The sequence below is a fragment of the Bacillus pretiosus genome (assembly GCF_052947655.1).
On the sequence record NZ_CM129593.1, the window covers coordinates 3812628 to 3839051 of the forward strand.

A 26424-nucleotide genomic window follows, 5' to 3' on the forward strand; every position below is an offset into this window, starting at 1 on the left:
TTCATCCCCCACTGATTATTAGCCCGCACCAATCAGGCTTTTATGGGCAGTTGATCCCCCATCTAACTTCTTTGTTTTCGCTGAATTTTGAGGCGGGTGTCTTACTGCCCGGCGAATAGCGGGATAAAGAAAAAGAGCTGCATTTACACAGCTCTTTTTCTTTTTTAGTGATCTAATTCAATCAGTAAGTCACCCGTTTGAATTGCATCTCCATCGTTAACATATACTTTTTTCACTTTACCATTGAACGGCGCTTGAACTGTCGTTTCCATTTTCATCGCTTCTGTAATTGCCATAGAATCGCCTTTTTTCACTTCATCGCCTTCTTTAACAACTACTTTAATAACCGTTCCTGGCATTGTTGCACTAATGTGGTTTGGGTTTTCACGGTTTCCTTTCACACGTTGTGCCACTGTTGCTTTCACACTTTCGTCTTTCACAACTATCTCACGTGGTTGACCGTTAAACTCCAAGTAAAGAACACGATTTCCATCTGGCTGAGGCTCTCCGATTGATACTAGTTTAACCATCAATGTTTTACCTTGTTCGATTTCCACATTGATTTCTTCACCAAGTCTCATACCATAGAAGAATGTCGGTGTATCAAGCACAGATACACTTCCATAAAGCTCAGCAACTTTTTCGTAATCCATAAATACTTTTGGATATAATGCATATGCAACTACATCAAAAATCGTCACTTCGCGTCCAAGCTTATGGAATAGCTCTTCTTTTAACGCGTCGAAATCTACTGGCTCTAATAATTCACCCGGTCTTACTGTTAATGGCTCTTTCCCTTTTAAAATAATTTCTTGCAACTTTTTCGGGAAACCACCATATGGCTGTCCTAAATCTCCTGAGAACATTTCAACAACAGATCCTGGGAAGTCCATAGAATGCCCACGCTCTAAAACATCTTGTTCTGTTAAGTGATTTTGAACCATAAATAATGCCATATCACCGACAACTTTAGATGATGGCGTTACTTTAACAATATCGCCAAACATGTCATTCACACGGCGGTACATTACTTTCACTTCATCGAAGCGATCTCCTAAACCAACCGCTTTCGCTTGTTGTTGTAGATTACTATACTGTCCGCCTGGCATTTCGTGCATATATACCTCTGTATGAGGTGCATTCATACCACTTTCAAACGGTGCGTAGTATTTACGTACATCTTCCCAATAATGAGATAGTTTTTCTAATGAATCTATATTAACGTCTGGCTGTCTTTCGTTTCCACCTAATGCATAGTATAGCGTGTTCGCACTTGGTTGTGACGTTTGACCAGCCATAGAACTTACTGCTACATCGACAATGTCAACACCTGCTTCAATTGCCTTTGTATACGTTAATATACCATTTCCACTCGTATCGTGTGTATGCAAGTGAATCGGAATCGATACCGTCTCTTTTAATGCAGAAACTAAATCATATGCCGCATTAGGTTTTAATAAGCCTGCCATATCTTTAATTCCTAATATATGTGCTCCTGATGCTTCTAACTCTTTTGCTAAGTTTTTATAGTAATTTAAATCATATTTACTACGTAACGGATCATGAATATCTCCTGTGTAGCACATTGTTGCTTCTGCAATTTTACCAGTATCTCGTACAGCATCAATCGCAACTCTCATACCTTCTACCCAGTTTAAGCTATCAAAAATACGGAACACATCAATTCCAGCTTGAGCAGAACATTCCACAAATTTTTGAATTAAATTATCCGGATAGTTTTTATAACCAACTGCGTTTGAAGAACGAAGTAACATTTGGAATAAAACGTTTGGCATTTTTTCACGAAGATCTAGTAATCGTTCCCATGGATCTTCCTTTAAGAAACGATATGCAACATCAAACGTTGCACCACCCCACATTTCCGCTGAGAATAGGTTCGGTAACATTCTCGCTGTCGGCTCTGCAATTTGATGTAAATCTTTTGTACGAATACGCGTCGCCAGTAATGACTGATGCGCATCACGGAATGTTGTATCCGTTAAAAGTACACGCTTTTGATCTTGTACCCATTTTACTAATCCGTCCGCTCCACGCTCATCCAAAATTTGTTTCGTTCCATTTTGAACCGGCTCTGAGTGTAATACATTCGGTATACGAGCATCCGGGAAAATTGGTTTCTCTTTTTTCCCTACTCCTGGGAAGCCATTTACTGTTACTGACCCAATGTAATTTAACATTTTTGTTCCGCGGTCTTTACGTTTCGGGAACAGGAATAGTTCAGGTGACGCATCAATAAATGAAGTGTCATATTCTCCTGATAAGAAGTTTTTATGTTTTACTACATTCTCTAGGAATGGAATATTTGTTTTAATACCACGAATACGGAATTCTTTTAAGTTACGTTCCATTTTCGCAGCAGCTTGTTCAAAAGTAAGTGCCCATGTTGTAACTTTTACGAGTAAAGAATCATAGTACGGTGTAATAACAGCACCTTGGAAACTATTACCTGTATCAAGACGAACACCGAAACCACCGCCTGATCGGTATGCCATAATTTTCCCTGTATCCGGCATGAAATTATTTAGTGGGTCCTCAGTCGTTACACGAGATTGGATCGCAAATCCATGAACAACTACTTCCTCTTGCTTCGGAACACCTACCATTTTACTATGTAATGCATGTCCATCAGCTATTAAAATTTGCGATTGAACGATATCTACCCCTGTGATCATTTCTGTAATTGTATGTTCAACTTGAACACGCGGATTTACTTCAATAAAGTAAAACTCATCACCTTTTACAAGAAATTCTACTGTTCCTGCGTTTAAATAATTTACATTTTTCGTTAATTTCACAGCAGCATCACAAATACGCTGACGCAAATCATCTGAAAGCGACACACTAGGTGCGATTTCTACCACTTTTTGGTGACGACGTTGTACAGAACAGTCACGCTCGTATAAATGAACAACATTGCCCTCTTCATCTGCTAAAATTTGAACTTCTATATGTTTAGGTTTTTCAACGAATTTTTCAACGTATACTTCATCATTACCAAAGGCTGCTTTCGCTTCTGACTTCGCTCGATTATACGATTCTCTTAATTCTTCACTACTACGTACAATACGCATACCACGACCGCCACCACCAAGGGAAGCTTTAATAATAATCGGGTAATCATACTTTTCAGCAAATTCTCCAACTTCTTCTACTGAATTTACCGGCCCATCACTACCAGGAATAACTGGAATTTGTGCTAGCTGCGCTTGTGTTCTTGCTTTCACTTTATCTCCAAACATATCTAAATGCTTACTCTTTGGACCAATAAAGATAATCCCTTCTTCTTCACAACGTTTTGCGAATTGAATATTTTCTGACAAGAAACCATATCCAGGGTGGATTGCATCTACATGATTACTTTTCGCAATCTCAATAATGCCCTCAATATCTAGATAAGCATCAATTGGCTTTTTCCCTTCCCCAACTAAATAGGACTCATCGGCTTTATAACGATGATAAGAACCACTATCCTCTTTAGAATAGATTGCAACTGTTTTTAATCCAAGTTCCGAACAAGCTCGAAACACACGAATTGCAATCTCTCCACGGTTAGCTACCAATACTTTTTGAATACGTTGCAGCTTTGTCATGATTTTCCCCCTCTACTTTCCTACCACTCTAGAGATAAAATATATACACACCCTAAAGAGCGTGAAGTTCTTCACTTTCTACATTATATTATACTTAGAAAGCTTCACTTTATTTTTATCCATCATACCTTATTTTTTAACAAATGATAAGTTTTCTGATCAATTTGTTTCACAAAAATAGTATAGCATACCTCTTCCTTTTCTAACAACTTAATTGTATATCACATTTAATTTAATGTGATATATTTTTTAGTGTATATACCAATTAATGTATCCTATTTAATGTTTCTTGCACATAAAAAAACACATCGCGCTCTAAAGTGCAATGTGTTTTTTATTTTACTACAACAAGACGCGGTCCATCTTGCTCTCTTTCTTTCATTATCTCATTTTGTTGTTTCTCTTGTCGTTTTACATGACTAGCAACATTTAATAATATACCCATCGCAATTAGATTAGCCAATAAAGAACTACCACCATAACTAATAAACGGTAAAGGTACTCCTGTAAGTGGTATTAATCCAGACATACCACCAACATTAACAAAAGTTTGTATCCCAATTAAACTTGCAATTCCGATTGCAATTAAACTTCCAAATGGATCTTTACATTTTTGCGCTACTCTAAACGAACGAATGATAATAAGTAGTAAACAGATTAAAATGATAGCTACACCTATAAAACCTAGTTCTTCAGATATAATCGCCATAATAAAATCCGTTTGCGGCTCTGGTAAGTAGCCATACTTTTGTATACTATTTCCCAATCCTCTACCATTTAACCCACCTGAAGCTATTCCAATAAAGGAATTAACTAATTGAAATCCATCATTTTGAGGATCACTAAATGGATCAAGAAAAACTGAAAATCGAGCTTTTTGGTATTTACTTAATTTATAGTCCCCAATAAAATACAACGCCGGTATCCACACGACAGATGTTAATAAAAATCTTTTTATCCACAAGTTAACATTAACTCCTGAACAGAAGAACATAATTAACACTGTTCCACCTATTAATATGTCAGTTCCTAAGTCATTTTGTAATAAAATTAACACCATCGATCCACCGACAACAAATAAGGGAGGTATTATCCCTTGGAAAAAAGGGGTTTGCCTCTCTTGTTTCTTAGCAAAAAAACTTGCTAACGTAATAATAACTGCTATTTTTACAAACTCAGCTGGTTGTATACCTAGTATCCATCCTTTTGCACCATTGATTACCTTACCGAAAAGGAAAGCTGCTGTTAGTAATCCAATACTCCCTAACCCCATCGCTGCAAGAACTATTTTTTTCCTCCACAATTTGTAAGGGATTATAACGGCAATCACAAGTATTACGGTTCCAATAGCAAGAGCAACTAATTGTTTTTTAAAAAAGTGATCTGCTGGCCAGTTATATTTCGACGAAATCGCGACAATGGAACTAGAACTATATACCATTATAACTCCCAACACACATAAGATAACAAGAGGAAGTAATAATGAATAATCCATTGATTTCCATACTCTTTTCATTTCATTTCCTCTTTCTGTTTCAATTTAATTATTGTTGTATTCCATATGTACATTGATTCTTCCTGCTTTATTATACAAATAAAAAGCCCAAACTATTTCAGTTTGAGCCCCCCTATTTGAACCCGTTATTGTTGTTTGTTCGTAAATGCTTCATGAAGTGCAGATAACTCACGTTCAAGCTCTCCTAACATTGCTTTCCCTTGTTCTTCTGCAATAAGACCAAGGCGAACTGCAAAATCGACCTCGCGGGATAGTCCAAACATTTGTGTGTCTAACACTTCTTCATATAATGGACATTGCGGCATTGTAAGATTGTCCATTTGCACCTTAATAAGTCTTAAAATCTTCTCCGCATCCGCTTGTAGAAGGGCTAGTGCCTTTTCCTGATGATTTGATACTGTCTCAGACGCCAAATTGATTCCCTCCGTTTCCGTCCTACTCTCTCCTATCTATTAATATTAGCGATAGTTTTAGTAAATTGCAATAGAAACATTTTTTGTGACAACCGTGTCTAATGCTATTATACTGAAAAGTGGGAGTATAACACAAATGGGGGAACAACAATGAGCGAAATTTTATTTATTAATGGAAAAGTTCGTTTTCCAATCACTATCGATCCAACTGTTTGGATCTTTGATGATCGAAAAGTAGATTTGACAACTTACTTTGATGAAACAAGAGAAAACACTTCAGAACTAGAAGCTTATTTAAAAAACACTTCAGAGCATTGGGATCGCGAAATCCGTGATGGTGCTGCGTTTCCACCGATACAACAAAGTGTAAAGAAATATAAAAAAGAACAACTAATTACTGGAACGTTCGGTATACCATTTCATCCATTTCTTGCTAACGCCGAAATTTCAGAGGACGCTACGCAAGTCGAAATTGAAACAGTAGATCAAACAATAATACTTCCATTAGAAACTGTAGAAAATGCTATTCTTGGTTTTTCAAAAGAAGGAAAGCCATTAAAAGAGGATGGACCTGTTCATCTATATTACAATGATGGATCTAATAGACAAAATCCAATCCGTAACATCCGTAAATTTACAATTATTTAAAGTGTATACTTGGAAGAAAAAGGAGTGAGCCTCAGCTCACTCCTTTTATAATAAATCCGCTGCAAGTTGAGCTAAATTAGACCGCTCCCCTTTAACAAACTTTACATGACCACTAATACGTTGCTCTTTAAACTTCTCTACAACATATGTTAAACCATTATTATATTCATCCAAATACGGGTGATCAATTTGCTGAGGATCCCCCATTAATACAATTTTACTTTTTTCTCCTACCCTTGTTAATATCGTTTTCACTTCATGCTTCGTTAAATTTTGTGCTTCATCAATTATAATGAACTGATCTGGAATACTTCTCCCACGTATATAGGTAAGGGCCTCTACTTCAATCGAACCCATTCCAGCTAAAATAGCATCTAACTCTCCTGGCTTTTTCGTATTAAATAAGTACTCTAGATTATCAAAAATCGGTTGCATCCATGGTCTTAACTTTTCTTCTTTTTCTCCTGGTAAATAACCGATATCTTTTCCGACTGGAACAATTGGCCTTGCAACGAGTAGTTTTTTATATAGTCCTAAATCTTCCGTTTGCATGAGTCCTGAAGCCAACGCGAGTAATGTTTTTCCTGTACCAGCTTTCCCCGTTAACGTTACTAGCGGAATATCTTCACGAAGCAACAATTCTAACCCCATAATTTGCTGCACATTTCGTGGTCGTATCCCCCATACTTGTTCATTGTGAAAAATAAGTTTCTTTACCTTCTTACCTAAATGATCCACAATGCCAAGTGCTGAACTAGATCCCCCTAATGCATCTTTCATTACTACAAACTGATTTGGATAAAAAGGGTGATTTGCAATTTCGGATAAAGGCAATTCACCTTTTTCATAAAAATAATCTAATTGCTCTTTTGATATATACCCTTCTAAAAATCCTGAATATATATTATCTACTTCAATTACACGATCACTTAAATAATCTTCCGCCTTCAAACCAATTGCATCAGCTTTTACCCTTACGAGCACGTCTTTACTTACTAAAATAACAGACTTCCCGTCCTCTTTTTCTTGTTCTTCTAAAGATAGATTTTTTGCTACAGCTAAAATTCGATTATCATTTGTTTTTTCTACAAAAATATCTTGTAGTTGAACAAATGAACGATGATTTAATTCAATACGAAATGTACCGCCGTTTTCTAACGGAATACTTTCATGCAGCTTTCCTATTTCACGAAATTTGTCTATTAACTTAGATACATAACGAGCGTTTCGTCCTACTTCATCCATATAACGTTTTTTCGAATCAACCTCTTCTAATACAACTGCTGGAATCACTACTTCATTTGTTTCAAATGAAAAAATAGATAAAGGATCCTGCAAAAGTACATTCGTATCTAACACATAAATTTTATCCAACCTGTTACCCCCTGACTCCACTTTTAAATTTGTAGAACAAGGGTTTCATCCATAAAATATGGACGAACCATTGTTATAATTATATGTACCGTATAAACGAGGTAGAATCGAAATTCATAACCATGAAACCTTTTATTTATTTTTTATTCATTTCTATTCAATATATTACTTTTAATTATAATTATTAACATAAAATCACAATAACTGATTACAAAAGTTAATAACTTATTTTCTTATTTATCACATTTATAATTCTTTTATTCCTACTAACACTTGGTTATCCAGCTTTTTCGCTGCGCGAATATCATATGTTTTTTCATAGGTTGGCTCAGTTGCAAGCTTCGCTCCATAAAACATAACATCACGTACTTCTTGTACATTTACTTCTATTACAGTTAATTTTAGAGGAATGCCTTCCATTCTATCAGTCAAAATTTCACCTGCACCACTTATGGAAAATACGGATTCATTCGCCATTATAGTCAATACTAGCCCAGTACTATGCCGTATATTTTCCACAATACGTGAACGTTGATCTACTGCAAATCGAATACTAGTTTTACTCACTGCATACACCCAAGAAATAGCACTTACGTTAGGAACTTGTTTTTCGAAGTCTGTTGTTGCTACCATAACAATACATTCTTTACGTAACGTTTGTACTAAATCATCTGTTAATGTAGGATCTACTACATTCGCCATATTTCCACCTCCAAATATACTTACTATATCCTTATCATAACTTATTTTTCGAATTGCGAAAATATTATTTTTTCCCGCTATTATTCAAAAATATTACACTTCCATGATATACTTATACTGATAGAATTCGTATTGAGGTGACGAAATGAGAGTCAAGTGTATGATTTGTGATAAAAAAGATATGTTAGATGATGAAAATCCTATGGCAAAAAAACTACGTAACCGCCCTATTCATACATATATGTGCATGGAATGTTCGGAACGAATTGCAGAACGTACGATGGAACGTCATGCAAGTGGTAATTTCCGATTATACCGTGATAAAAAAGTCGAAGACGATTGGTAAAATGTAAATAAGTCCTTAATCATATAGATAAGGACTTATTTATATTTTTCAGGTTCACGATTCATTTGATCCACAAAACAATCAATAGCTTCTAACGGAAACCTTGCAGATTTTCTTTCTCCATTCATTTCATATGTAATCAAATACATTTCTTCATTCTTTTTAACTTCCACATTCTTTAATTTATGTTCTTCATATATCATATTTTCAAATAACAAATACGTTTCTTGTGCAGCACGATCATCTGGACGTGCTTCGGCAACTGTTTTAATTGTTAACCAATTATATAACGCATCTTGTACTGAACGCATAAAAATTTGCCCCCTCACCCTGCTTTTTGTTGTCTCGCTTGACGTAAACGCAACCTATAAATCCCAAGTACAATTGCCGCTACAACAAGGCCCTCTCCAACAGGTAAAAAAACTGCAAAGAAAGTTAAAACTGTACATCCAATCGCTAACGATATATATATCACTATATTTTTTATTATTGATAGTTTTCTTGCAAAACCTAAATTATACACAAGTGCACTTAATATAATAATGATGCCATACAGCAACCACATCCCTAGTTCCGGATTTTCATCAACTTTACATAATTTCGCAAAAAACGACATTCTTTCTAACATCATTCATCCCCCTTTCTCACAAGAAACAAATTTTATTTATGTACTTAATACAAGAGTAACCCGCAAAAAAAATACTGTCCACAAAAAAGAGTAAATATTCCAAAAATAAATACAATAAAAAACAGCCACCCCTCAAAGGTAGCTGTTCTATTATTTTACGCTTCTACAGATTTCTTTTTCTTAGCAGCTCTTTCGCGCTCGCTCTTATCAAGAATCTTTTTACGTAGACGAATTGATTCTGGAGTTACTTCACAGAACTCGTCATCGTTTAAGTACTCTAATGACTCTTCTAAAGTCATTAAGCGTGGTTTTTTCATTGTTGAAGTTTGATCTTTCGTCGCAGAACGAATATTAGTTTGTTGTTTCATTTTTACAACGTTAACTGTTAAGTCATTCTCACGAGTATGTTCTCCAACAATCATACCAGCATATACTTCTGTACCTGGTTCAACGAAGATTACACCACGGTCTTCAACTTGCATAATACCGTATTGTGATGCTTTTCCTGTTTCAAGTGAAACTAGAACACCTTGGCGACGTCCACCAACTTGTCCAGCGTGTACTGGTTGGTAGCAATCGAATGTATGGTTTAAAATACCGTAACCACGAGTTAATGTTAAGAATTCTGTTGTGTAACCAATTAAACCACGTGCTGGAACCATGAAAGTAAGGCGAACTTGACCGTTTCCGTTATTCACCATATCTAACATTTCACCTTTACGTGCACCCATAGATTCCATAATAGAACCAGTGTATTCTTCAGGTACATCGATTTGCACGCGCTCTACAGGCTCACATCTTACGCCATCAACTTCTTTAATAATTACTTCAGGCTTAGATACTTGTAGTTCATAACCTTCACGACGCATGTTTTCAATTAGGATAGATAAATGTAATTCCCCGCGTCCAGATACGATCCACGCATCAGGAGAATCTGTATTATCTACACGTAAACTTACATCTGTTTCTAATTGTGAACGAAGACGCTCTTCAATTTTACGAGATGTAATGAATTTACCTTCACGACCTGCAAATGGGCTGTTATTTACAAGGAATGTCATTTGTAGTGTTGGCTCATCAATACGTAATAATGGTAAAGCCTCTTCATGCTCAACCGGACATACCGTTTCACCTACGTTAATGTCTTCCATACCCGAAACAGCTACTAAATCTCCAGCTTTTGCTTCTTCAATTTCTTGACGTTTTAATCCAATGTAACCAAATAATTTCGTTACACGGAATTGTTTTACAGTTCCATCAACTTTCATTAATGCAACTTGTTGTCCTACTTTCATTGTACCACGGAATACGCGTCCAACCCCGATACGACCAACATAGTCATTGTAATCAAGAAGTGCTACTTGGAATTGAAGTGGCTCTTCGCTGTTATCAACTGGTGCTGGAATATGTTCAATAATTGTGTCAAACAATGATTTCATATTCTCTTCTTGATTTGCTGGATTTGAATCTAAGCTTGCTGTTCCGTTCATTGCTGATGCAAATACAACTGGGAACTCTAATTGATCTTCGTTTGCACCAAGTTCGATGAATAAGTCAACTACTTCATCAACTACTTCATCAGGGCGAGCGAAGTCACGGTCAATTTTGTTTACAACAACGATTGGAGTTAAGTTTTGCTCAAGAGCTTTCTTTAAAACAAATCGTGTTTGTGGCATACAACCTTCATATGCATCAACAACAAGTAGAACACCATCAACCATTTTCATGATACGTTCTACTTCTCCACCGAAGTCAGCGTGACCAGGTGTATCTAAAATGTTAATTCTTTTATCTTCATAGTGAATCGCAGTATTCTTCGCTAAAATTGTAATACCACGTTCTCTTTCTAGATCGTTTGAGTCCATTGCGCGTTCTTCAATATGTTCATTCGCACGGAACGTCCCCGCTTGACGTAATAACTGGTCAACAAGTGTTGTTTTACCATGGTCAACGTGGGCAATAATTGCTATATTTCGTAAATCTTGTCGTTTTTTCAACATGTCCAACTCCTAATGTCTTTTTAATCCTTCTCTATTATAAGAGCGAAGGGGATACAATGGCAATCAAAATAAAATCAAGAATGAAAATATAGTTGTATTCTTACTTTTGTGAAAGTAAAATGAGATTGGAGGGTGAAGAAATGGAACACATTCAATATCGCTTTTTATTAACTGCAATTATCGGTGTTATTTTCTTAATCGGTATCGGCATTATGGTTGCTGAAAATAGTCCCATCGGTATTATTATTTGCATTATCGGCACATTTGTTACAGTTGGATACGGTTTTGTAACAAAAAGAAAAATGCGTAAATCGAAATAACGTCAAAAAGTAAGAAGCGCTTATACAGCCTCTTACTTTTTTTGTTACTCCGCTATAAATCGTAACAACTCTTCATACACTCCTGGTTTTGCAACTAATACGCTGCTCTTCTCTACGATAGAAAGCGGGGATCCAGAAAAAGTTGTCACCTTGCCTCCAACTTCCTCTACAATTATCTGTCCCCCACCAAAATCCCATGGTGATAATCTCGGCGTTACATATGCATCTATTCTTCCTGTTGCAACGTATACCATCTCTAACGCTGCACAGCCATATGATCTCGTGCCTCTTGCTTTCTTAACCAGTGCCATCATACTTTCCTTATTAAGCATTGGATTGTCAGTAAGCCATATCGCATTTAAAGCTACAATACCTTGCTCTACAGTTCCTTTTTCCAATAAAGGTATTGGTACTTCATTACAAAATGCTCCAGCTCCCTTTACCGAATGGTATAATTCATCATGAACTGGATCATAAATGAGTCCAACCTTTCCGATACCGTTCTCATAAATTCCAATTGAAATTGCGAAATTTCTTTTTTGATGAACAAAGTTCATCGTGCCATCAATTGGATCAATTAACCAAACAACCCCATCAGAAGAAGTTACCTCATCTCCATAACCTTCTTCTCCTAAAATATTATGGTTCGGGAATGTTTCTTTAATTTTCCCAATTAAAAACTGTTCTATTTCTCGGTCCATATTTGTTACTAAATCAGCTGCATTGGATTTCGTTTCTATAATAAGTGCTTTTTCCATTGATGCCATTAAAAACTCTCCTGCATCTCGAATCCACTGTTTGGCGTGTGCATCGATGTCTTTCCATACTTCTTGCATGTTTAAACACTCCGATCTATACTGTTCACAGAAAAAACGAACCCTTTATAAGGTTCGCACCAACTAATTTTTTATACATATACTATTATTACGCTTCTAAACGAATCATTTCAAGTCTTAACACTTCTAACTTTTGTACACACTCTTCTTTTTTCAGTTTATCATTTTCCATCATCGCATCATATAAAGTTGCTAATTCATAATCTAGCTCCAAACGTAGCACCGGTATTCTCTTTTCAGCATCTGTTCTCTTTAACGCATTAATCACCTGTCTCATATTATTTGCCTCCTCCCAATATTCGTCTGCCCTCGGACTAGAATTGATTCAATTTTCTGATTTTTTGTTTTATACTATACTATGTTGGATAAATCATCTATGCAACAAAATTATATTTTTTTATTTAAATTTTTTTGTGCTGTTTTTTTTATGAATAGTACAAGCTATGCTAAAATAAAAGCAAAATAGGAGTTGGAGGAACAATCATGACACTACAAACATTCAAGTCAACTGATTTTGAGGTCTTTACAGTTGATGGTCTCGAAGAACGAATGAGTGCAATTAAAACGAACATTCATCCTAAGCTTGAAGCTTTAGGGGAACAGTTTGCAACGTATTTATCCAAACAAACTGATGAGAACTTTTTTTATCATGTAGCAAAACATGCACGCCGCAAAGTCAATCCACCAAACGATACTTGGGTTGCTTTTTCAACAAATAAACGCGGTTATAAAATGCTGCCACATTTCCAAATTGGATTATGGGGTACTCATGCCTTCATATACTTTGGTTTAATCTATGAGTGTCCACAAAAAGTGGAGACGGCTCACGCCTTCTTAGAACATTTAAATGATTTAAAAACAAATATTCCAAATGACTTCGTTTGGTCCATTGACCATACTAAACCAAGTGTAAAATTACATAAAACACTTGAAACAGAAGACTTACAAAAGATGATTGAACGTCTAGCTACTGTGAAAAAAGCAGAATTATTAGTTGGTATTCATATATCACCAGAGGAGTTTTCAGCAATGACCAACGAACAATTCCTTGCTAAGATTGAATCTACGATGCAATCACTCCTTCCTTTATATGCACTTTGTAATCGATAGTAGAAAACGGACAATTTATATTGTCCGTTTTTAGTTGTTATCACATTATATCACTTCAGTTTTCATTTTTCAAAATTTTTTTACATTTTCACAAGCTTTTGTTCTTCAGTTTCTTTCGCCCTTTGAATCGCACGGTATATAGAATATCCACTTACTTCTTGAAACTCTTTATCAATTTTCTTCTCTTCTGCTTTAGATGGAACAATCTCTTTAAAACGACGATATAATCCCATTAATTCTTCTCTTATAATTCCTTTTTCATATGCTTTCTCAATTGCTTCATAAAACTTCACAATTACAACCATTTCCTCATTTGACCAATTATAATCTAACGGATATTGATATTCCATTTCGCACCTCATTTATCATTTCTTCTTATTTCAATATGCTATCTTAAAGGGATTTTTTTCTTCTTCACTATAGCCACTTTGCATTATACACTATTTATTCATTGTGATGGAATTGTCTTCCTCTATAAGTTAATTGGAAATAACTATTTAACATGCTCACTGTAAAAATATTTTTTTCTATACATCTATAATTATTGGTGATATAATGCTTTTGTTTTATAGAAAATAAAGTGAACCTACCATCTCAAAAATGCTTTTGTGATTGGCAGAAAAACAAGTCTCATTCTAAAAAGCACTTAACTTTTTTAGAACAAGATTATATAAAACAAACTCTAATAAATATTATGAAAAAGAAGGGGTGTATAGATTGTCCCAATACGAAACACCATTGTTTACCGCTTTAGTTGAGCACAGTAAGCGAAATCCAATTCAATTCCATATTCCTGGTCACAAAAAAGGACAGGGCATGGATCCTACATTTCGCGAATTTATTGGGCATAATGCATTAGCAATTGATTTAATTAATATTGCGCCGCTCGATGATTTACATCATCCAAAAGGTATGATTAAAGAAGCACAAGATTTAGCAGCCGCTGCATTTGGTGCAGATCATACTTTCTTTTCTATTCAAGGTACAAGTGGTGCAATAATGACAATGGTGATGAGCGTGTGCGGTCCTGGTGACAAAATCCTAGTGCCACGAAACGTGCATAAATCAGTAATGTCAGCTATTATTTTCTCAGGTGCAAAACCGATTTTCATGCATCCTGAAATCGATCCAAAACTTGGTATTTCACACGGAATCACAATTCAATCTGTCAAAAAGGCACTTGAAGAGCATTCAGATGCGAAAGGCTTACTTGTTATTAATCCAACATACTTTGGCTTTGCTGCGGACTTAGAACAGATTGTCCAATTAGCCCATTCTTATGATATCCCTGTACTAGTTGATGAGGCTCATGGTGTTCATATTCATTTTCACGATGAATTGCCGATGTCAGCGATGCAAGCCGGTGCAGATATGGCAGCAACAAGTGTTCACAAATTAGGAGGATCTTTAACGCAAAGTTCTATTCTTAACGTGAAGGAAGGCCTTGTGAACGTTAAACATGTTCAATCTATTATTAGCATGCTTACGACTACATCAACTTCTTACATCTTGTTAGCATCCCTAGATGTTGCTAGAAAACGTCTTGCTACAGAAGGAACAGCACTCATAGAACAAACAATTCAATTAGCGGAACAAGTTCGTGATGCTATTAATGCTGTTGAGGATCTTTACTGTCCTGGGAAAGAAATGCTAGGTACAGATGCTACTTTTAACTACGATCCTACAAAGATAATTGTATCTGTAAAAGATTTAGGTATTACAGGCCATCAGGCTGAAGTATGGCTTAGAGAGCAATATAACATTGAAGTAGAACTCTCGGATTTATACAACATACTATGTCTTGTCACTTTTGGGGATACAGAAAGTGAGACAAATACACTTATTGCAGCATTACAAGATTTAGCAGCAACATTTAGAAATAAAGCCGATAAAGGTGTTCAAATACAAGTAGAAATTCCAGAAATACCAGTGCTAGCACTTTCTCCTCGAGATGCTTTTTATTCGGAAACAGAAGTCATTCCGTTTGAAAATGCAGCAGGTCGTATTATAGCTGATTTCGTTATGGTTTATCCGCCAGGGATTCCAATCTTTACTCCGGGGGAAATTATTACACAAGATAACTTAGAGTATATTCGTAAAAACTTAGAAGCGGGTTTGCCTGTACAAGGTCCTGAAGATATGACATTACAAACATTACGTGTGATTAAAGAGTACAAGCCTATCAGTTGATAGGCTTTTCTTTCACCTTTTTTCTCTTTTCCCATACGATATTAAGTAATGTAACGTATAGGTGGGGATACTATTATGATTGTAATAGGCCGTTCTATTGTACATCCTTATATCACAAATGAATATGAGCCATTTGCAGCTGAGAAACAACAAATTTTATCGATAATGGCAGGAAATCAAGAAATTTATTCCTTCCGAACATCTGATGAACTCAGCTTTGATCTAAATTTGCGAGTGAATATTATTACTTCTGCATTAGAACTTTTTCAAAGTGGATTCCAGTTTCGCACATTTCAACAATCCTTTTGCAACCCCCAGTATTGGAAAAGAACACCACTTGGAGGATTCGAGCTACTACCAAACATACCCCCTTCCATTGCCATACAAGATATTTTCAAAAACGGAAAACTATATGGAACTGAATGCGCCACCGCTATGATCATTATTTTTTACAAAGCTTTACTATCATTATATGAGGAAGAAACTTTCAACCGTCTCTTTGCAAACCTTTTACTTTATACGTGGGACTACGATCAAGATTTAAAGCTCATAACAAAAACGGGTGGCGATCTTGTTCCAGGTGATCTCGTTTATTTTAAAAATCCACAAGTGAATCCAGCTACGATCGAGTGGCAAGGAGAAAATACAATCTATCTAGGAAATTTCTTTTTTTACGGACATGGCGTAGGTGTAAAAACAAAAGAGGAAATTATATACTCATTAAATGAACGACGAGTCCCTTACGCTTTTATTTCAGCTTTCTTGACCGATACTATTACCCGTATTGATAGCCGTCTCATGAGCCACTACGCCTCTCCTAGCACTCCACAGACATCGATAGGATTTATTCCGATTAGAGATGATGCAATCGTTGCAACAGTTGGCCATACAACTACAATTTATTAAAAAAAGCGCCTACATATGTAGGCGCTTCTTCTTATTTAAGCTTTTGTATGTTCTTTATGGTCACATTCGCAATGAGATCCACATTTTCCGTATAGTACTGTTGATTTTTCATCTTCAAAATGTCCGATTGTTCCTTCACATACTTGGCATACGATTGTTCCCACTTTTCATTTCCCCCTGAGTTTTAATAATAATCTACTTATTTATAATTAAGCTTTCGCCTTGTCTCTATTAGCACAGTCACAATTTGTACCACATTTTCCGTAAAGCACTGTCGTTTTTTCATCTTCAAAATGTCCGATTGTTCCTTCACATACTTGGCATACGATTGTTCCCATTTTTCATTTCCCCCTAAGTTTATGGTCCTAAAAACTTTTAGCTGTCCATTTCCTATCAATTATTGGGCTTTTGTATGCTCTGTGTGATCACATCCGCAAGATCCACATTTCCCGTAAAGTACCGTTACTTTCTCATCCTCGAAGTGTGCAATTGTACCTTCACAATCTTGACATACGATCGTTCCCATTTTTCATTTCCCCCTAAGTTTATAATCCCAAAAACTTTTGTAACCGCTTAACTTTCTGTCTTTATTTTAATATGTTATACTTTTTACGTCAATAGGTTTTTAGTATAACACATTAAATATTTTTAATTTAAATTAGTATGCGATATTCGAACAAAAAAACAGCCATATTTATACGTACGACTGTTTTACATTAATTATTCTTCATATTCCGCATGCAAAGAAGTAGATGGGACTAAAAATTTAAAAAACTGAGCTAACTCTGCTGCTTCCTCTTCTGACCCTAATTTAAAAACTTCCTGTATATGTTGCACATTCTCTACATCATCTCTTCCAAGTAAAGTAGACCTTCCTGTTTGCATACAAACAATGAGCAGCTTTCCAAAAAACATATTTGTATAAATAACACCAAAATCATAACGAGTATCATGTGTCATAAACCCCAAAAATCGTACCTTCACACTTTCATGCTCATCATACAATTTTTCAAACATCGGTTTCCACCTTTCTACATCACCTTTCATTAGTATATTAAACAAAAAAAGGAATACTCCTTTTAATTGTCAAAAAATTCAGTAGGATGTAGAATGATAGTATTCTACTAAGTTAGGAGGAACTTATATGCAACATGCCTTTATTACGCTTGTACCTAAATCCAATCAACAAACTGTTTCAACAGATGATATAAAACAACTTTTTCAGTACTATAAAACAGTTACTTCCAAAACTGGTGTTCAAATTAATTACGCTTATACAAATACCGCTTTTCCTTATGAAATTTTAGATACATCAGCAACAACATTAAAACTACAAGCTACTCACGATCGATATGACTCCATATATGTTGGTGTTGGTATAGAAAAGGAACAATCTTTTATTCAGATTTCTTTACCACCTAATGCAACATTCGGTGATAAAGGAAAAGCAAATGAATTTTGCCGTTTTCTAGCGAAGAAATTAGAAGGAGAATTACAATTATTTAATGGAAGAACAATGTATTTCTATAAACGTTAATTTAAAAACAAAAATAAATGATTAGAAAGATCATACTATTTGTGCAAGTAAGAAGCATCGCTTTTCTCCTTGCACTTAGTATGACATACGCTATTACATACGCTAAGTACAAAAATATAAGAAAAAGAAAAATTTTATAATGAAGTTTATCACGACTTGACAATAATAACACTACTGAAAATCCACTCCATAAAACTAGATGAAAAAATGAAGCTAGTGTAATTTTCATAGCGTTACCTCCTTTTTCTTCCTATTATATGCTTCAGCTCTTCCCTCTTAACATTTTGAAGGTAGACTTTTCCAAATCCCACCTAATTCATCGTTGTATTTTTCTTTTTCAAATTCTCCAACTATTCTAATGCGAATATTCCTCGTTTTTAACAATACATTCTCTCATATCTCCTATAAGATAGATTATTCATTCATCGCATGGCATACTCCTTAAAGAGAAAAGATAGAAAGGATTTAATGATACATGTTATTTAGCAATTTGTTTTTCTTATTCCTTTTTTCACCTGCAATTCTTTTCGTGTACTACTCAGTACGGAAAGAATTACAAAACATAGTTCTTCTATTATTTAGTTTATTATTTTATGCTTGGGGAGAACCAATATATGTCTTCCTAATGCTTTTTTCTATTTTCATCAACTATTGGTTCGAAATATGGCTTAATAAAGACCGACTGTCTAGTACAAATAGAACAGTTATTCTGACTATAGCAATCGTTGTCAATACTGCTATACTCGGATATTTTAAATACGCTAATTTCTTAGTAGATAATATAAATGACATTTTTCATACAAACATTGTACTAGAAAAAATCCCCTTACAATTGGGATTTCATTTTTCACTTTCCATGCAATGAGTTATATTATTGACATATATAAGAAAAAAGTAGAAGCTCAGCGAAATCTATTTGACCTTGCACTATACTTTACTATTTTCCCACAATTAGTAGCAGGACCCATTGTTCGATATAATACAATCGCTTTTCAATTACATGTTAGAACAGTTACTGCTGATAAGTTTTCAGAAGGAATTCGTCATTTTATCATTGGATTAGGAAAGAAGGTTTTAATTGCGAATCAATTAGGAGCTATTGCCGATGAAATATTTGCGATGGATCCAGCAACAATGAGCGTATCTACCGCTTGGATTGGTGCGATCGCTTACACATTACAAATTTATTTCGATTTTTCAGGTTACAGTGATATAACAATCGGATTAGGAAAAATGTTCGGATTTGATTTCTTAAAAAATTTCAATTACCCATATATTTCAAAATCCATCTCTGAATTTTGGTGTCATTGGCACATTTCACTTCGTTCTTGGTTCCGTGATTATGTTTATATTCCATTAGGTTGGAATCGCGTATCCACTTGGAAAATCTATCGTAATCTCTTCATTGTATGGGCGTTAACCGGATTTTGGCATGGAGCTAGTTGGACATTTATGATTTGGGGTATTTATTACGGATGTTTAATCGCTTTAGAAAAGGCTGGTTTCGAAAAATTATTACAAAAATTATGTTGGCCGATTCAACACGTATACGTTATGTTTTTAGTGATTATTGGTTGGATGTTCTTCCGCGCTGATAATTTTAGCTACTGTTCTAAATTTTCACAAGCAATGTTCGGATTAAATAGATCGTTGACTGACATTACGAGTTATTTCTATGTGATGAATTATTGGGGAATCTTTAATACTTGCTATTATTACATCCGCTCCATTTTTCTCTTGGATCAAGAATCAATTAGCAAATAAAAAGGTAGTCATTTTATCTCCACTTTATTACTTGAGTGTCTTAATCATAACTATGATGTATTTAACGAATGCAACTTACAATCCATTTATTTACTTCCGCTTCTAAAGGAGGGCTAACTATGAAAAATTTCACTAAAGGAATTTACTCATGAACAATTAGAAGATCTATACTTTAAGACCGATCATCATTGGAATATGAAAGGTGCATTTTATGCATACGAGCAAACAATGAAGCACATTGCTAATGAATCTAAAACATTTAAAGGTAATGCTGTTAATCGAGATGATTATAAAATAACTATAGAAAAACCGAATGGACACTTTATCGGTAGTTGGAATAAACAACTGTATAATTTAATAGCAACACCTGAAACAATCCCATATGTACAATTAAAGCAAAACCCAAATATGTGGGATAATTACACTGTATATCTCGGTCCAAAATCAGAAGAATCGATGAAAATGCCGATGAAGGAATTCTTTGCAGTGGACAAAAATAAGCTTTCACCAGACTATAGTTCCGTTTACAAAACAGACTATGCACAGATAAATATTTTAAATCCAGATGCAAAAACCAAACTACATGCTGTCATTATTAAAGATTCTTATGCAGATGCAACTTATCCTTTATTTGCACAAGAGTTTGAACAAACAACATTTATTGATCCACGATTTGCGGCAAGCAAAAATGTAAAACAAGAACTCGAAAAACTAAATGCTGATATCGTGTTATTCCTTTATAATGACACTAGTACAAATAAAAAATGTATCAATTTGAAAATAAAGAATAAAAAAAACGTCTTCTAAATTTAGAAGACGTTTTTTTATAATTATTTTACAATGTGAATTGGCATTCCAAGAGCAACTTCAGCTGCTTCCATTGTGATCTCACCTAATGTTGGGTGAGCGTGGATTGTTTGAGCGATATCTTCTGCTGTCATTCCAGCTTCGATAGCTAAACCAATCTCAGAGATAATATCAGAAGCGCCTGCACCTGCAACTTGAGCACCTACAAGAAGACCATCTTCTTTACGTGTTACAAGTTGTAGGAAACCGTCAGTGCTGTTTAATGATAATGCACGACCGTTAGCAGCGAATGGGAACTTAGATACAGCTACTGTCATTCCTGCTTCTTCAGCTTGTTTCTTAGTGTAACCAACAGATGCTAATTCAGGATCAGTGAAGCATACTGCAGGAATTCCGATATAATCGATTGCTGATGCATGGCCACTAATTGCTTCAACAGCTACTTTACCTTCGTAAGAAGCTTTGTGAGCTAATGGTGGTCCAGGAACGATATCACCGATTGCATAGATGTTTGATACGTTTGTACGACATTGCTCATCGATTTCGATGATGCCGCGGTCAGTCATTTTAACTCCAACTTGCTCAAGACCAATTTCTTGAGTGTTTGGACGACGACCTACAGTTACTAATACGTAATCTGCTTCTACAGTTTGGATTTCACCTTTAACTTCAAAGCTAACTTTTACGCCAGTTTCTGTTTCTTCAACGCCTTTAGCCATAGCTTTTGTATGGATATTTACGTTACCTTTCTTTTGAAGAGCACGTTTAACAACAGAGCTCATAGCTTTTTCGAAACCAGCTAAGATTTCGTCGCCAGCTTCTACTACAGTAACTTCTGTACCGAAGTTAGCATATGCAGTTCCTAATTCCATACCGATGTAACCGCCGCCGATTACAACAAGTTTTTTAGGAATTTCAGGTAAGCTTAAAGCACCTGTAGAGTTGATAACACGTTTAGAGTATTTGAATCCTGGAATTTCGATTGGTGTAGAACCAGTTGCAAGAACAGCATTTTTAAACGTATACGTTTGTGCTGCATCTTCAGTCATTACGCGTAATGTGTTAGCATCTACGAAGTAAGCTTCACCGCGAATGATTTCAACTTTGTTACCTTTAAGAAGGCCTTCAACACCGCCAGTTAATTTCTTAACTACGCCGTTTTTCCATTCTTGAACTTTTGTAAAGTCAACTTTTACGTTCTCTGCAGTGATACCCATGTCATCAGAATGCATTGCATTCTCATAACGATGACCTGCATTGATTAACGCTTTTGAAGGAATACATCCAACGTTTAAGCATACGCCACCAAGGTTAGCTTTTTCGATAATTGCTACCTTTTGACCTAATTGTGCTGCACGAATTGCCGCAACGTATCCACCAGGACCTGCACCAACAACGACTGTATCTAATTCAATTGGGAAATCTCCTACTACCATTGTTATTACGCCTCCATTACTAATAATTGTGGGTCATTCAATAGACGTTTAATTTGGTTTAATGCTTTTTGAGCAGTTGCGCCGTCAATTAAACGATGGTCAAAGCTTAGAGATAATGCTAATACTGGAGCTGCAACGATTTCACCGTTTTTCACAACTGGCTTCTCAGCGATACGGCCGATACCAAGGATTGCTACTTCTGGGTGATTGATAACTGGAGTGAACCATTGTCCACCTGCAGAACCAATGTTTGTGATTGTGCAAGAAGCACCTTTCATTTCAGCCGGAGCTAAACGACCATCACGTGCTTTACCAGCAAGATCATTGATCTCGTTAGAAATAGTGAAGATAGACTTGCGATCTGTATCTTTAACAACTGGTACTAATAGACCTTTGTCTGTATCAGCTGCGATACCGATGTTGAAGTAATGTTTATGAACTACTTCTTGAGAAGCATCATCTAAAGAAGTGTTTAACATTGGGTATTCACGTAATGCAGATGTTAAAGCTTTAACAACGTATGGAAGGTAAGTTAATTTAATACCTTTGTCAGCTGCAACAGCTTTGAACTTCTTACGGTGAGCAACAAGTTCTGTTACATCTACTTCATCCATTAATGTTACGTGAGGAGCTGTATGCTTAGAGTTAACCATTGCTTTAGCAATCGCTTTACGGATACCACTCATTTTCTCACGAGTTTCTGGATATTCACCAGCTGGGATTGGTTGTGCTTTTGGTGCTTCTTCTTTCGCTGCTGCTGGAGTAGCTTCTACTGCTGCTGGAGCCTCAGTTGCTGCTACTGCTTGTCCACCATTTGCAAATGCATCGATGTCAGCTTTTACGATACGGCCGTTCTTACCAGAACCAGCTACTTTATGAATGTCTACGCCGTTCTCACGAGCATATTTACGAACAGATGGCATAGCGATTACGCGCTCATTTACTACTTCTGCAGTTGCTGCTGGAGTAGCTTCCGCTGCTGGAGCTTCTACTGCTGCTTCTTCAGCTTTTGGAGCTGCATCATGATCGTCACCTTTAAATTTAAGGTTTTCGTATCCAGGAGCATCAAATTTAATTAATGTATCTCCTACAATTGCAACTGTTCCTTCTTCTACAAGTACTTCAAGTACTTTACCTTTAACAGGAGAAGGGATTTCTACTACTGCTTTATCATTTTGTACTTCAAGAAGTACATCGTCTTCGTTTACTTCATCGCCTGGTTTAATAAACCATTTTACGATTTCACCTTCGTGGATACCTTCACCGATATCTGGTAGTTTAAATTCAAATGCCACGGAATTCAGCCCCCTGATTCATTTCATTATTATGGAATATGTACAAAAGAAACCAGCATGTGCTGATTTCTTTTGCACATGAAAAGCTAAAAATTAGAAGTTCATTACTTTGTTAACAGCTTCAACAATATCTTTATGGTTTGGTAACCATACGCTCTCAGCTTGAGAGAATGGGAATACTGTATCAGCAGCTGCAACACGTACAACTGGAGCTTCTAAGTTTAAGATTGCACGGTCGTTAATTTCCGCTACAACGTTAGCTGCAATACCAGCTTGTTTTTGTGCTTCTTGAACTACAACTACGCGGCCTGTTTTTTCAACAGAAGCGATGATTGTTTCGATATCTAATGGTTGAACTGTACGTAAGTCAACTACCTCTAAAGAGATACCTTCTTTTTCAAGTTCTTCAGCAGCTTTTAATGCAGCATGAACCATAGCACCGTAAGCGATAACAGATACATCTGTACCTTCACGTTTGATATCAGCTTTACCTAAATCAATTGTGTAATCGCCTTCTGGTACATCTTGACGGAATGAACGGTACAATTTCATATGCTCTAAGTAGATAACTGGATCGTTGTCACGAATCGCAGAGATTAAAAGACCTTTTGCATCGTATGGAGTAGATGGAATAACAACTTTTAGACCAGGTTGTTGAGCCACTAATCCTTCTAAGCTATCAGCATGTAGTTCAGGAGTATGAACACCGCCACCGAATGGAGAACGAATTGTTACTGGAGCAGTCCAACGTCCACCAGAACGGTAACGCATACGAGCTAATTGACCAGAAACTGAATCCATTACTTCATAAATGAAACCGAAGAATTGGATTTCTGGAACTGGACGGAAGCCTTCTAATGCAAGTCCAACTGCAAGTCCACCAATACCAGACTCTGCAAGTGGAGTATCCATTACACGATCTTCACCGAATTCAGCTTGTAAACCTTCAGTAGCACGGAATACACCGCCGTTTACACCAACGTCTTCACCAAACACAAGTACGTTAGGGTCATTTTTCATTTCAACGCGTAAAGCATCAGTGATTGCTTGAATCATTGTCATTTGAGCCATGGCTTACTTCGACTCCTTTTCTTTGTAAATTTCATATTGTTCAGCTAAGTTGTAAGGCATTTTTTCGTACATGATTTCCATTAAATCAGTAACTTTTTGTTTTGGAGCTTGGTCAGCCTTAGCAATTGCTTGTTTGATATCTTCTTTTGCTTCTTCGATTACTTTCTCTTCAACTTCTTGAGACCATAGGCCTTTGTTTTCTAAGAATGCACGGAAGCGTACGATTGGATCTTTTTGTTCCCATTCGTTCTCGATATCTTTTGTACGGTAACGAGTTGGGTCATCACCAGCCATTGTATGTGGACCGTAACGGAATGTTAAAGTCTCGATTAAAGTAGGGCCTTCTCCGTTTACTGCACGCTCACGAGCGAAAGCAGTTGCTGCGTATACAGCTAATGGATCCATACCGTCTACTTGAATTCCGTAAATACCTGCTGCTACTGCTTTTTGTGCTACAGTTTTAGCTGCAGATTGCTTTTCTACTGGAGTAGAGATTGCATAACGGTTGTTTTGTACAACGAAGATTGCTGGAGCTTTGAATGCACCCGCAAAGTTCATACCTTCGTAGAAGTCACCTTGTGAAGCACCACCGTCACCAGTGTAAGTAATTGCAACAGATTTTTTCCCACGTAGTTTCATACCTAACGCAACACCAGCAGTTTGGATGATTTGCGCACCGATAATGATTTGTGGAGCAAGTGCATTTACATTCTCAGGCATTTGGTTACCCATGAAATGTCCACGAGAGAATAAGAATGCTTGGTATAATGGTAAACCGTGCCATACTAATTGTGGCACATCACGATATCCTGGTAAGATGAAATCTTCTGCTTCAAGTGCGAAATGACTTGCTAATTGAGAAGCCTCTTGTCCAGCTGTTGGTGCGTAGAAACCTAAACGTCCTTGACGGTTTAAAGAAATAGAACGTTGATCTAGTACGCGAGTATACACCATACGGCGCATTAATTCTTTTAATTGATCATCAGATAATTCAGGCATAGCCGCTTCATTCACAACTTCGCCTTTTTCATTTAAAATTTGTAATGTCTCAAATTGAGCTGCGATAGCTTTCATTTGCTCATCAACATTAAATAGGGTCTTTTTTGTTTTAGTACCCATTCCGTTCACCTCTTCCTCTCTTGAACCATATTCTGAAACGCTTTCACTATCTATTAGCTAGACTGAAAACGCAACAATGTAAACCAACAAATTTATCTGTCGGTTGAGAATAATTTTGTGTACCTAACAATCTGTACTAATGTTTTTTCAGAAACATATTAATACAATCTTGATCACGTTTTTTAGTTTACAACTATTCTAATTACGATGTCAATTACTTTGGATACGTTTTTTTATAAATAATCTGCAGGTTTCTTCTACACAAACGTGTTTTTATTTTTCACATCTGTATTAGTAAGCATTAACCTACTGTTATATTATTCCCTTTTCAACTTATTTTTTCTCTTAGAATAATATGTAAACGATTTAATTCTCTTTAGTTTTTCTCTCTTCTTAGCAAAAATATACAAACTCTTCTTCCTTTTATAGGTAATTACCCATACATTTCTATCCTTCCCTCCATACATTATAGTAACCGCAGTGTTAGCGGGAAATGATAAAGGAGGTCATCTCATGTACGGATACTCATATTGCTATCCAACTTGTTCAAATCCATCCTACGGTTATGGCGGTTCTTGTGGCGGGTCTGGACGCGGCTTCGCCTTAATCGTTGTGTTGTTTATTCTTTTAATTATCGTTGGTGCTGCTTGCATTCGCTAATGTAAAATGAAACAACTATGGAAAGAAACAGACGGCTTTGCCGTCTTTTCTTTTTATTACATACATAAATATTCTATAGTAAAACACTTTCCAAAGTGCTTCCCTACTTGTCGATGACTTTTTCCACCTCCTTTG

The 26424-nt window shown here is 36.1% G+C and carries 28 protein-coding genes and 2 pseudogenes; 10 read left to right on the top strand and 20 right to left on the bottom strand.

Annotation, left to right across the window (positions count from 1 at the left end; translation table 11 throughout):
* Positions 1-164: 164 nt before the first annotated feature.
* The 3 genes from pyc to ACU8YW_RS19385 all read right to left on the bottom strand — a co-directional run bounded on the left by pyc (position 165) and on the right by ACU8YW_RS19385 (position 5540).
* Positions 165-3611, bottom strand: coding sequence for a pyruvate carboxylase (pyc, locus tag ACU8YW_RS19375; RefSeq protein ID WP_048546114.1), 3447 nt, complete (start codon positions 3609-3611; stop codon positions 165-167).
* Positions 3612-3945: 334 nt separating this feature from the next.
* The gene (gene ftsW, locus ACU8YW_RS19380) at positions 3946-5127 is read right to left on the bottom strand and encodes a putative lipid II flippase FtsW (RefSeq protein ID WP_147787103.1); all 1182 of its coding nucleotides are present in this window, start codon (positions 5125-5127) and stop codon (positions 3946-3948) included.
* Positions 5128-5252: 125 nt separating this feature from the next.
* On the bottom strand, positions 5253-5540 hold the full coding sequence (locus tag ACU8YW_RS19385; RefSeq protein ID WP_000135698.1) for an Fpa/YlaN family protein: 288 nt from the start codon (positions 5538-5540) through the stop codon (positions 5253-5255).
* Between the two features lie 150 nt (positions 5541-5690).
* On the opposite strand from ACU8YW_RS19385, the gene ACU8YW_RS19390 reads away from it, so the two are divergent.
* A complete protein-coding gene (locus tag ACU8YW_RS19390; RefSeq protein ID WP_088123318.1) occupies positions 5691-6188 on the top strand; it encodes a molybdopterin-binding protein in 498 nt (165 codons plus the stop codon).
* A 45-nt stretch (positions 6189-6233) separates the two neighbouring features.
* Here ACU8YW_RS19390 and ACU8YW_RS19395 read toward each other — a convergent pair whose 3' ends face one another.
* Positions 6234-7562, bottom strand: a complete 1329-nt coding sequence (locus tag ACU8YW_RS19395; RefSeq protein WP_000358079.1) for a PhoH family protein — start codon at positions 7560-7562, stop codon at positions 6234-6236.
* Positions 7563-7808: 246 nt separating this feature from the next.
* Entirely contained in the window at positions 7809-8264 is a 456-nt protein-coding gene (locus tag ACU8YW_RS19400) for a PNPOx family protein (protein ID WP_000024571.1), read from the bottom strand.
* 145 nt (positions 8265-8409) lie between these two features.
* On the opposite strand from ACU8YW_RS19400, the gene ACU8YW_RS19405 reads away from it, so the two are divergent.
* Complete coding sequence (locus ACU8YW_RS19405) at positions 8410-8610, top strand: YlaI family protein (RefSeq protein ID WP_001995040.1); 201 nt, start codon at positions 8410-8412, stop codon at positions 8608-8610.
* 35 nt (positions 8611-8645) lie between these two features.
* Here ACU8YW_RS19405 and ACU8YW_RS19410 read toward each other — a convergent pair whose 3' ends face one another.
* From ACU8YW_RS19410 to typA, 3 genes are all read right to left on the bottom strand, one after another.
* The gene (locus ACU8YW_RS19410; RefSeq protein ID WP_088064318.1) at positions 8646-8921 is read right to left on the bottom strand and encodes a hypothetical protein; all 276 of its coding nucleotides are present in this window, start codon (positions 8919-8921) and stop codon (positions 8646-8648) included.
* Positions 8922-8935: 14 nt separating this feature from the next.
* Positions 8936-9238: a YlaH-like family protein gene (locus ACU8YW_RS19415; RefSeq protein ID WP_000893656.1), complete on the bottom strand. Its 303-nt coding sequence runs from the start codon at positions 9236-9238 to the stop codon at positions 8936-8938.
* A 155-nt stretch (positions 9239-9393) separates the two neighbouring features.
* A complete protein-coding gene (gene typA / locus ACU8YW_RS19420) occupies positions 9394-11238 on the bottom strand; it encodes a translational GTPase TypA (RefSeq protein ID WP_000914755.1) in 1845 nt (614 codons plus the stop codon).
* 140 nt (positions 11239-11378) lie between these two features.
* Between typA and ACU8YW_RS19425 the strand changes: the two genes are divergently transcribed.
* A complete protein-coding gene (locus tag ACU8YW_RS19425; RefSeq protein WP_000400128.1) occupies positions 11379-11558 on the top strand; it encodes a DUF5325 family protein in 180 nt (59 codons plus the stop codon).
* Between the two features lie 44 nt (positions 11559-11602).
* Here ACU8YW_RS19425 and ACU8YW_RS19430 read toward each other — a convergent pair whose 3' ends face one another.
* Together ACU8YW_RS19430 and ACU8YW_RS19435 are read right to left on the bottom strand one after the other, a co-directional pair.
* Positions 11603-12394, bottom strand: coding sequence for an inositol monophosphatase family protein (locus tag ACU8YW_RS19430; protein WP_087985084.1), 792 nt, complete (start codon positions 12392-12394; stop codon positions 11603-11605).
* 88 nt (positions 12395-12482) lie between these two features.
* Positions 12483-12671 (bottom strand): YkzI domain-containing protein, encoded by a 189-nt coding sequence (locus tag ACU8YW_RS19435; RefSeq protein ID WP_001250166.1) that lies wholly within the window; start codon positions 12669-12671, stop codon positions 12483-12485.
* A gap of 206 nt (positions 12672-12877) precedes the next feature.
* Between ACU8YW_RS19435 and ACU8YW_RS19440 the strand changes: the two genes are divergently transcribed.
* The gene (locus ACU8YW_RS19440; RefSeq protein WP_000175087.1) at positions 12878-13504 is read left to right on the top strand and encodes a YktB family protein; all 627 of its coding nucleotides are present in this window, start codon (positions 12878-12880) and stop codon (positions 13502-13504) included.
* An 80-nt stretch (positions 13505-13584) separates the two neighbouring features.
* Here ACU8YW_RS19440 and ACU8YW_RS19445 read toward each other — a convergent pair whose 3' ends face one another.
* Positions 13585-13854: a UPF0223 family protein gene (locus ACU8YW_RS19445; RefSeq protein WP_000456567.1), complete on the bottom strand. Its 270-nt coding sequence runs from the start codon at positions 13852-13854 to the stop codon at positions 13585-13587.
* 367 nt (positions 13855-14221) lie between these two features.
* On the opposite strand from ACU8YW_RS19445, the gene speA reads away from it, so the two are divergent.
* Both speA and ACU8YW_RS19455 read left to right on the top strand, forming a co-directional pair.
* On the top strand, positions 14222-15694 hold the full coding sequence (gene speA / locus ACU8YW_RS19450; protein WP_000084901.1) for an arginine decarboxylase: 1473 nt from the start codon (positions 14222-14224) through the stop codon (positions 15692-15694).
* 75 nt (positions 15695-15769) lie between these two features.
* Positions 15770-16600 (top strand): protein-glutamine gamma-glutamyltransferase, encoded by an 831-nt coding sequence (locus ACU8YW_RS19455; protein ID WP_000635322.1) that lies wholly within the window; start codon positions 15770-15772, stop codon positions 16598-16600.
* Between the two features lie 35 nt (positions 16601-16635).
* Here the strand turns inward: ACU8YW_RS19455 and ACU8YW_RS19460 are convergent, their stop codons facing one another.
* The 4 genes from ACU8YW_RS19460 to ACU8YW_RS19475 all read right to left on the bottom strand — a co-directional run bounded on the left by ACU8YW_RS19460 (position 16636) and on the right by ACU8YW_RS19475 (position 17617).
* Complete coding sequence (locus ACU8YW_RS19460) at positions 16636-16764, bottom strand: GapA-binding peptide SR1P (RefSeq protein ID WP_000536796.1); 129 nt, start codon at positions 16762-16764, stop codon at positions 16636-16638.
* Positions 16765-16809: 45 nt separating this feature from the next.
* Positions 16810-16938, bottom strand: a complete 129-nt coding sequence (locus tag ACU8YW_RS19465) for a GapA-binding peptide SR1P (RefSeq protein WP_000536801.1) — start codon at positions 16936-16938, stop codon at positions 16810-16812.
* Between the two features lie 59 nt (positions 16939-16997).
* A complete protein-coding gene (locus ACU8YW_RS19470; protein ID WP_000536778.1) occupies positions 16998-17126 on the bottom strand; it encodes a GapA-binding peptide SR1P in 129 nt (42 codons plus the stop codon).
* A 194-nt stretch (positions 17127-17320) separates the two neighbouring features.
* Positions 17321-17617, bottom strand: a complete 297-nt coding sequence (locus ACU8YW_RS19475) for a DUF3055 domain-containing protein (protein WP_088064496.1) — start codon at positions 17615-17617, stop codon at positions 17321-17323.
* Positions 17618-17744: 127 nt separating this feature from the next.
* Between ACU8YW_RS19475 and ACU8YW_RS19480 the strand changes: the two genes are divergently transcribed.
* Positions 17745-18137 carry a DUF1885 family protein gene (locus ACU8YW_RS19480; RefSeq protein WP_001163318.1) on the top strand — a complete coding sequence of 131 codons (393 nt, stop codon included), beginning with the start codon at positions 17745-17747 and terminating at the stop codon, positions 18135-18137.
* Between the two features lies 1 nt (position 18138).
* Here the strand turns inward: ACU8YW_RS19480 and ACU8YW_RS19485 are convergent, their stop codons facing one another.
* Positions 18139-18366, bottom strand: a complete 228-nt coding sequence (locus ACU8YW_RS19485; protein WP_048546134.1) for a hypothetical protein — start codon at positions 18364-18366, stop codon at positions 18139-18141.
* Between the two features lie 246 nt (positions 18367-18612).
* On the opposite strand from ACU8YW_RS19485, the pseudogene ACU8YW_RS19490 reads away from it, so the two are divergent.
* Positions 18613-20007: pseudogene (locus ACU8YW_RS19490) on the top strand (MBOAT family O-acyltransferase).
* A 29-nt stretch (positions 20008-20036) separates the two neighbouring features.
* Positions 20037-20692, top strand: a pseudogene (locus tag ACU8YW_RS19495) (DHHW family protein); the annotation flags it as partial.
* A gap of 39 nt (positions 20693-20731) precedes the next feature.
* On the opposite strand, the gene lpdA reads toward ACU8YW_RS19495, so the two are convergent.
* From lpdA to pdhA, 4 genes are all read right to left on the bottom strand, one after another.
* On the bottom strand, positions 20732-22144 hold the full coding sequence (gene lpdA / locus ACU8YW_RS19500; RefSeq protein ID WP_000260106.1) for a dihydrolipoyl dehydrogenase: 1413 nt from the start codon (positions 22142-22144) through the stop codon (positions 20732-20734).
* A 5-nt stretch (positions 22145-22149) separates the two neighbouring features.
* Positions 22150-23439 (bottom strand): pyruvate dehydrogenase complex dihydrolipoyllysine-residue acetyltransferase, encoded by a 1290-nt coding sequence (gene pdhC, locus ACU8YW_RS19505; protein ID WP_000863412.1) that lies wholly within the window; start codon positions 23437-23439, stop codon positions 22150-22152.
* Positions 23440-23532: 93 nt separating this feature from the next.
* Positions 23533-24510, bottom strand: a complete 978-nt coding sequence (gene pdhB, locus ACU8YW_RS19510; protein WP_000068162.1) for a pyruvate dehydrogenase complex E1 component subunit beta — start codon at positions 24508-24510, stop codon at positions 23533-23535.
* Between the two features lie 3 nt (positions 24511-24513).
* The gene (gene pdhA / locus ACU8YW_RS19515; RefSeq protein WP_000536893.1) at positions 24514-25629 is read right to left on the bottom strand and encodes a pyruvate dehydrogenase E1 component subunit alpha; all 1116 of its coding nucleotides are present in this window, start codon (positions 25627-25629) and stop codon (positions 24514-24516) included.
* 513 nt (positions 25630-26142) lie between these two features.
* On the opposite strand from pdhA, the gene ACU8YW_RS19520 reads away from it, so the two are divergent.
* The gene (locus ACU8YW_RS19520; protein WP_000274561.1) at positions 26143-26289 is read left to right on the top strand and encodes a YjcZ family sporulation protein; all 147 of its coding nucleotides are present in this window, start codon (positions 26143-26145) and stop codon (positions 26287-26289) included.
* The last annotated feature ends 135 nt before the right edge of the window (positions 26290-26424 follow it).

Excerpts from the sequence above, each read along its gene's own strand:
- pyc (WP_048546114.1), bottom strand. The coding sequence starts at position 3,611 with ATGACAAAGCTGCAACGTATTCAAAAAGTATTGGTAGCTAACCGTGGA.
- ftsW (WP_147787103.1), bottom strand. The coding sequence starts at position 5,127 with ATGAAAAGAGTATGGAAATCAATGGATTATTCATTATTACTTCCTCTT.
- ACU8YW_RS19390 (WP_088123318.1), top strand. The coding sequence starts at position 5,691 with ATGAGCGAAATTTTATTTATTAATGGAAAAGTTCGTTTTCCAATCACT.
- ACU8YW_RS19400 (WP_000024571.1), bottom strand. The coding sequence starts at position 8,264 with ATGGCGAATGTAGTAGATCCTACATTAACAGATGATTTAGTACAAACG.
- ACU8YW_RS19405 (WP_001995040.1), top strand. The coding sequence starts at position 8,410 with ATGAGAGTCAAGTGTATGATTTGTGATAAAAAAGATATGTTAGATGAT.
- ACU8YW_RS19410 (WP_088064318.1), bottom strand. The coding sequence starts at position 8,921 with ATGCGTTCAGTACAAGATGCGTTATATAATTGGTTAACAATTAAAACA.
- ACU8YW_RS19415 (WP_000893656.1), bottom strand. The coding sequence starts at position 9,238 with ATGTTAGAAAGAATGTCGTTTTTTGCGAAATTATGTAAAGTTGATGAA.
- typA (WP_000914755.1), bottom strand. The coding sequence starts at position 11,238 with ATGTTGAAAAAACGACAAGATTTACGAAATATAGCAATTATTGCCCAC.
- ACU8YW_RS19425 (WP_000400128.1), top strand. The coding sequence starts at position 11,379 with ATGGAACACATTCAATATCGCTTTTTATTAACTGCAATTATCGGTGTT.
- ACU8YW_RS19430 (WP_087985084.1), bottom strand. The coding sequence starts at position 12,394 with ATGCAAGAAGTATGGAAAGACATCGATGCACACGCCAAACAGTGGATT.
- ACU8YW_RS19435 (WP_001250166.1), bottom strand. The coding sequence starts at position 12,671 with ATGAGACAGGTGATTAATGCGTTAAAGAGAACAGATGCTGAAAAGAGA.
- ACU8YW_RS19440 (WP_000175087.1), top strand. The coding sequence starts at position 12,878 with ATGACACTACAAACATTCAAGTCAACTGATTTTGAGGTCTTTACAGTT.
- ACU8YW_RS19445 (WP_000456567.1), bottom strand. The coding sequence starts at position 13,854 with ATGGAATATCAATATCCGTTAGATTATAATTGGTCAAATGAGGAAATG.
- ACU8YW_RS19455 (WP_000635322.1), top strand. The coding sequence starts at position 15,770 with ATGATTGTAATAGGCCGTTCTATTGTACATCCTTATATCACAAATGAA.
- ACU8YW_RS19465 (WP_000536801.1), bottom strand. The coding sequence starts at position 16,938 with ATGGGAACAATCGTATGCCAAGTATGTGAAGGAACAATCGGACATTTT.
- ACU8YW_RS19470 (WP_000536778.1), bottom strand. The coding sequence starts at position 17,126 with ATGGGAACGATCGTATGTCAAGATTGTGAAGGTACAATTGCACACTTC.
- ACU8YW_RS19475 (WP_088064496.1), bottom strand. The coding sequence starts at position 17,617 with ATGTTTGAAAAATTGTATGATGAGCATGAAAGTGTGAAGGTACGATTT.
- ACU8YW_RS19480 (WP_001163318.1), top strand. The coding sequence starts at position 17,745 with ATGCAACATGCCTTTATTACGCTTGTACCTAAATCCAATCAACAAACT.
- ACU8YW_RS19485 (WP_048546134.1), bottom strand. The coding sequence starts at position 18,366 with ATGAAAATTACACTAGCTTCATTTTTTCATCTAGTTTTATGGAGTGGA.
- lpdA (WP_000260106.1), bottom strand. The coding sequence starts at position 22,144 with ATGGTAGTAGGAGATTTCCCAATTGAATTAGATACAGTCGTTGTTGGT.
- pdhB (WP_000068162.1), bottom strand. The coding sequence starts at position 24,510 with ATGGCTCAAATGACAATGATTCAAGCAATCACTGATGCTTTACGCGTT.
- pdhA (WP_000536893.1), bottom strand. The coding sequence starts at position 25,629 with ATGGGTACTAAAACAAAAAAGACCCTATTTAATGTTGATGAGCAAATG.
- ACU8YW_RS19520 (WP_000274561.1), top strand. The coding sequence starts at position 26,143 with ATGTACGGATACTCATATTGCTATCCAACTTGTTCAAATCCATCCTAC.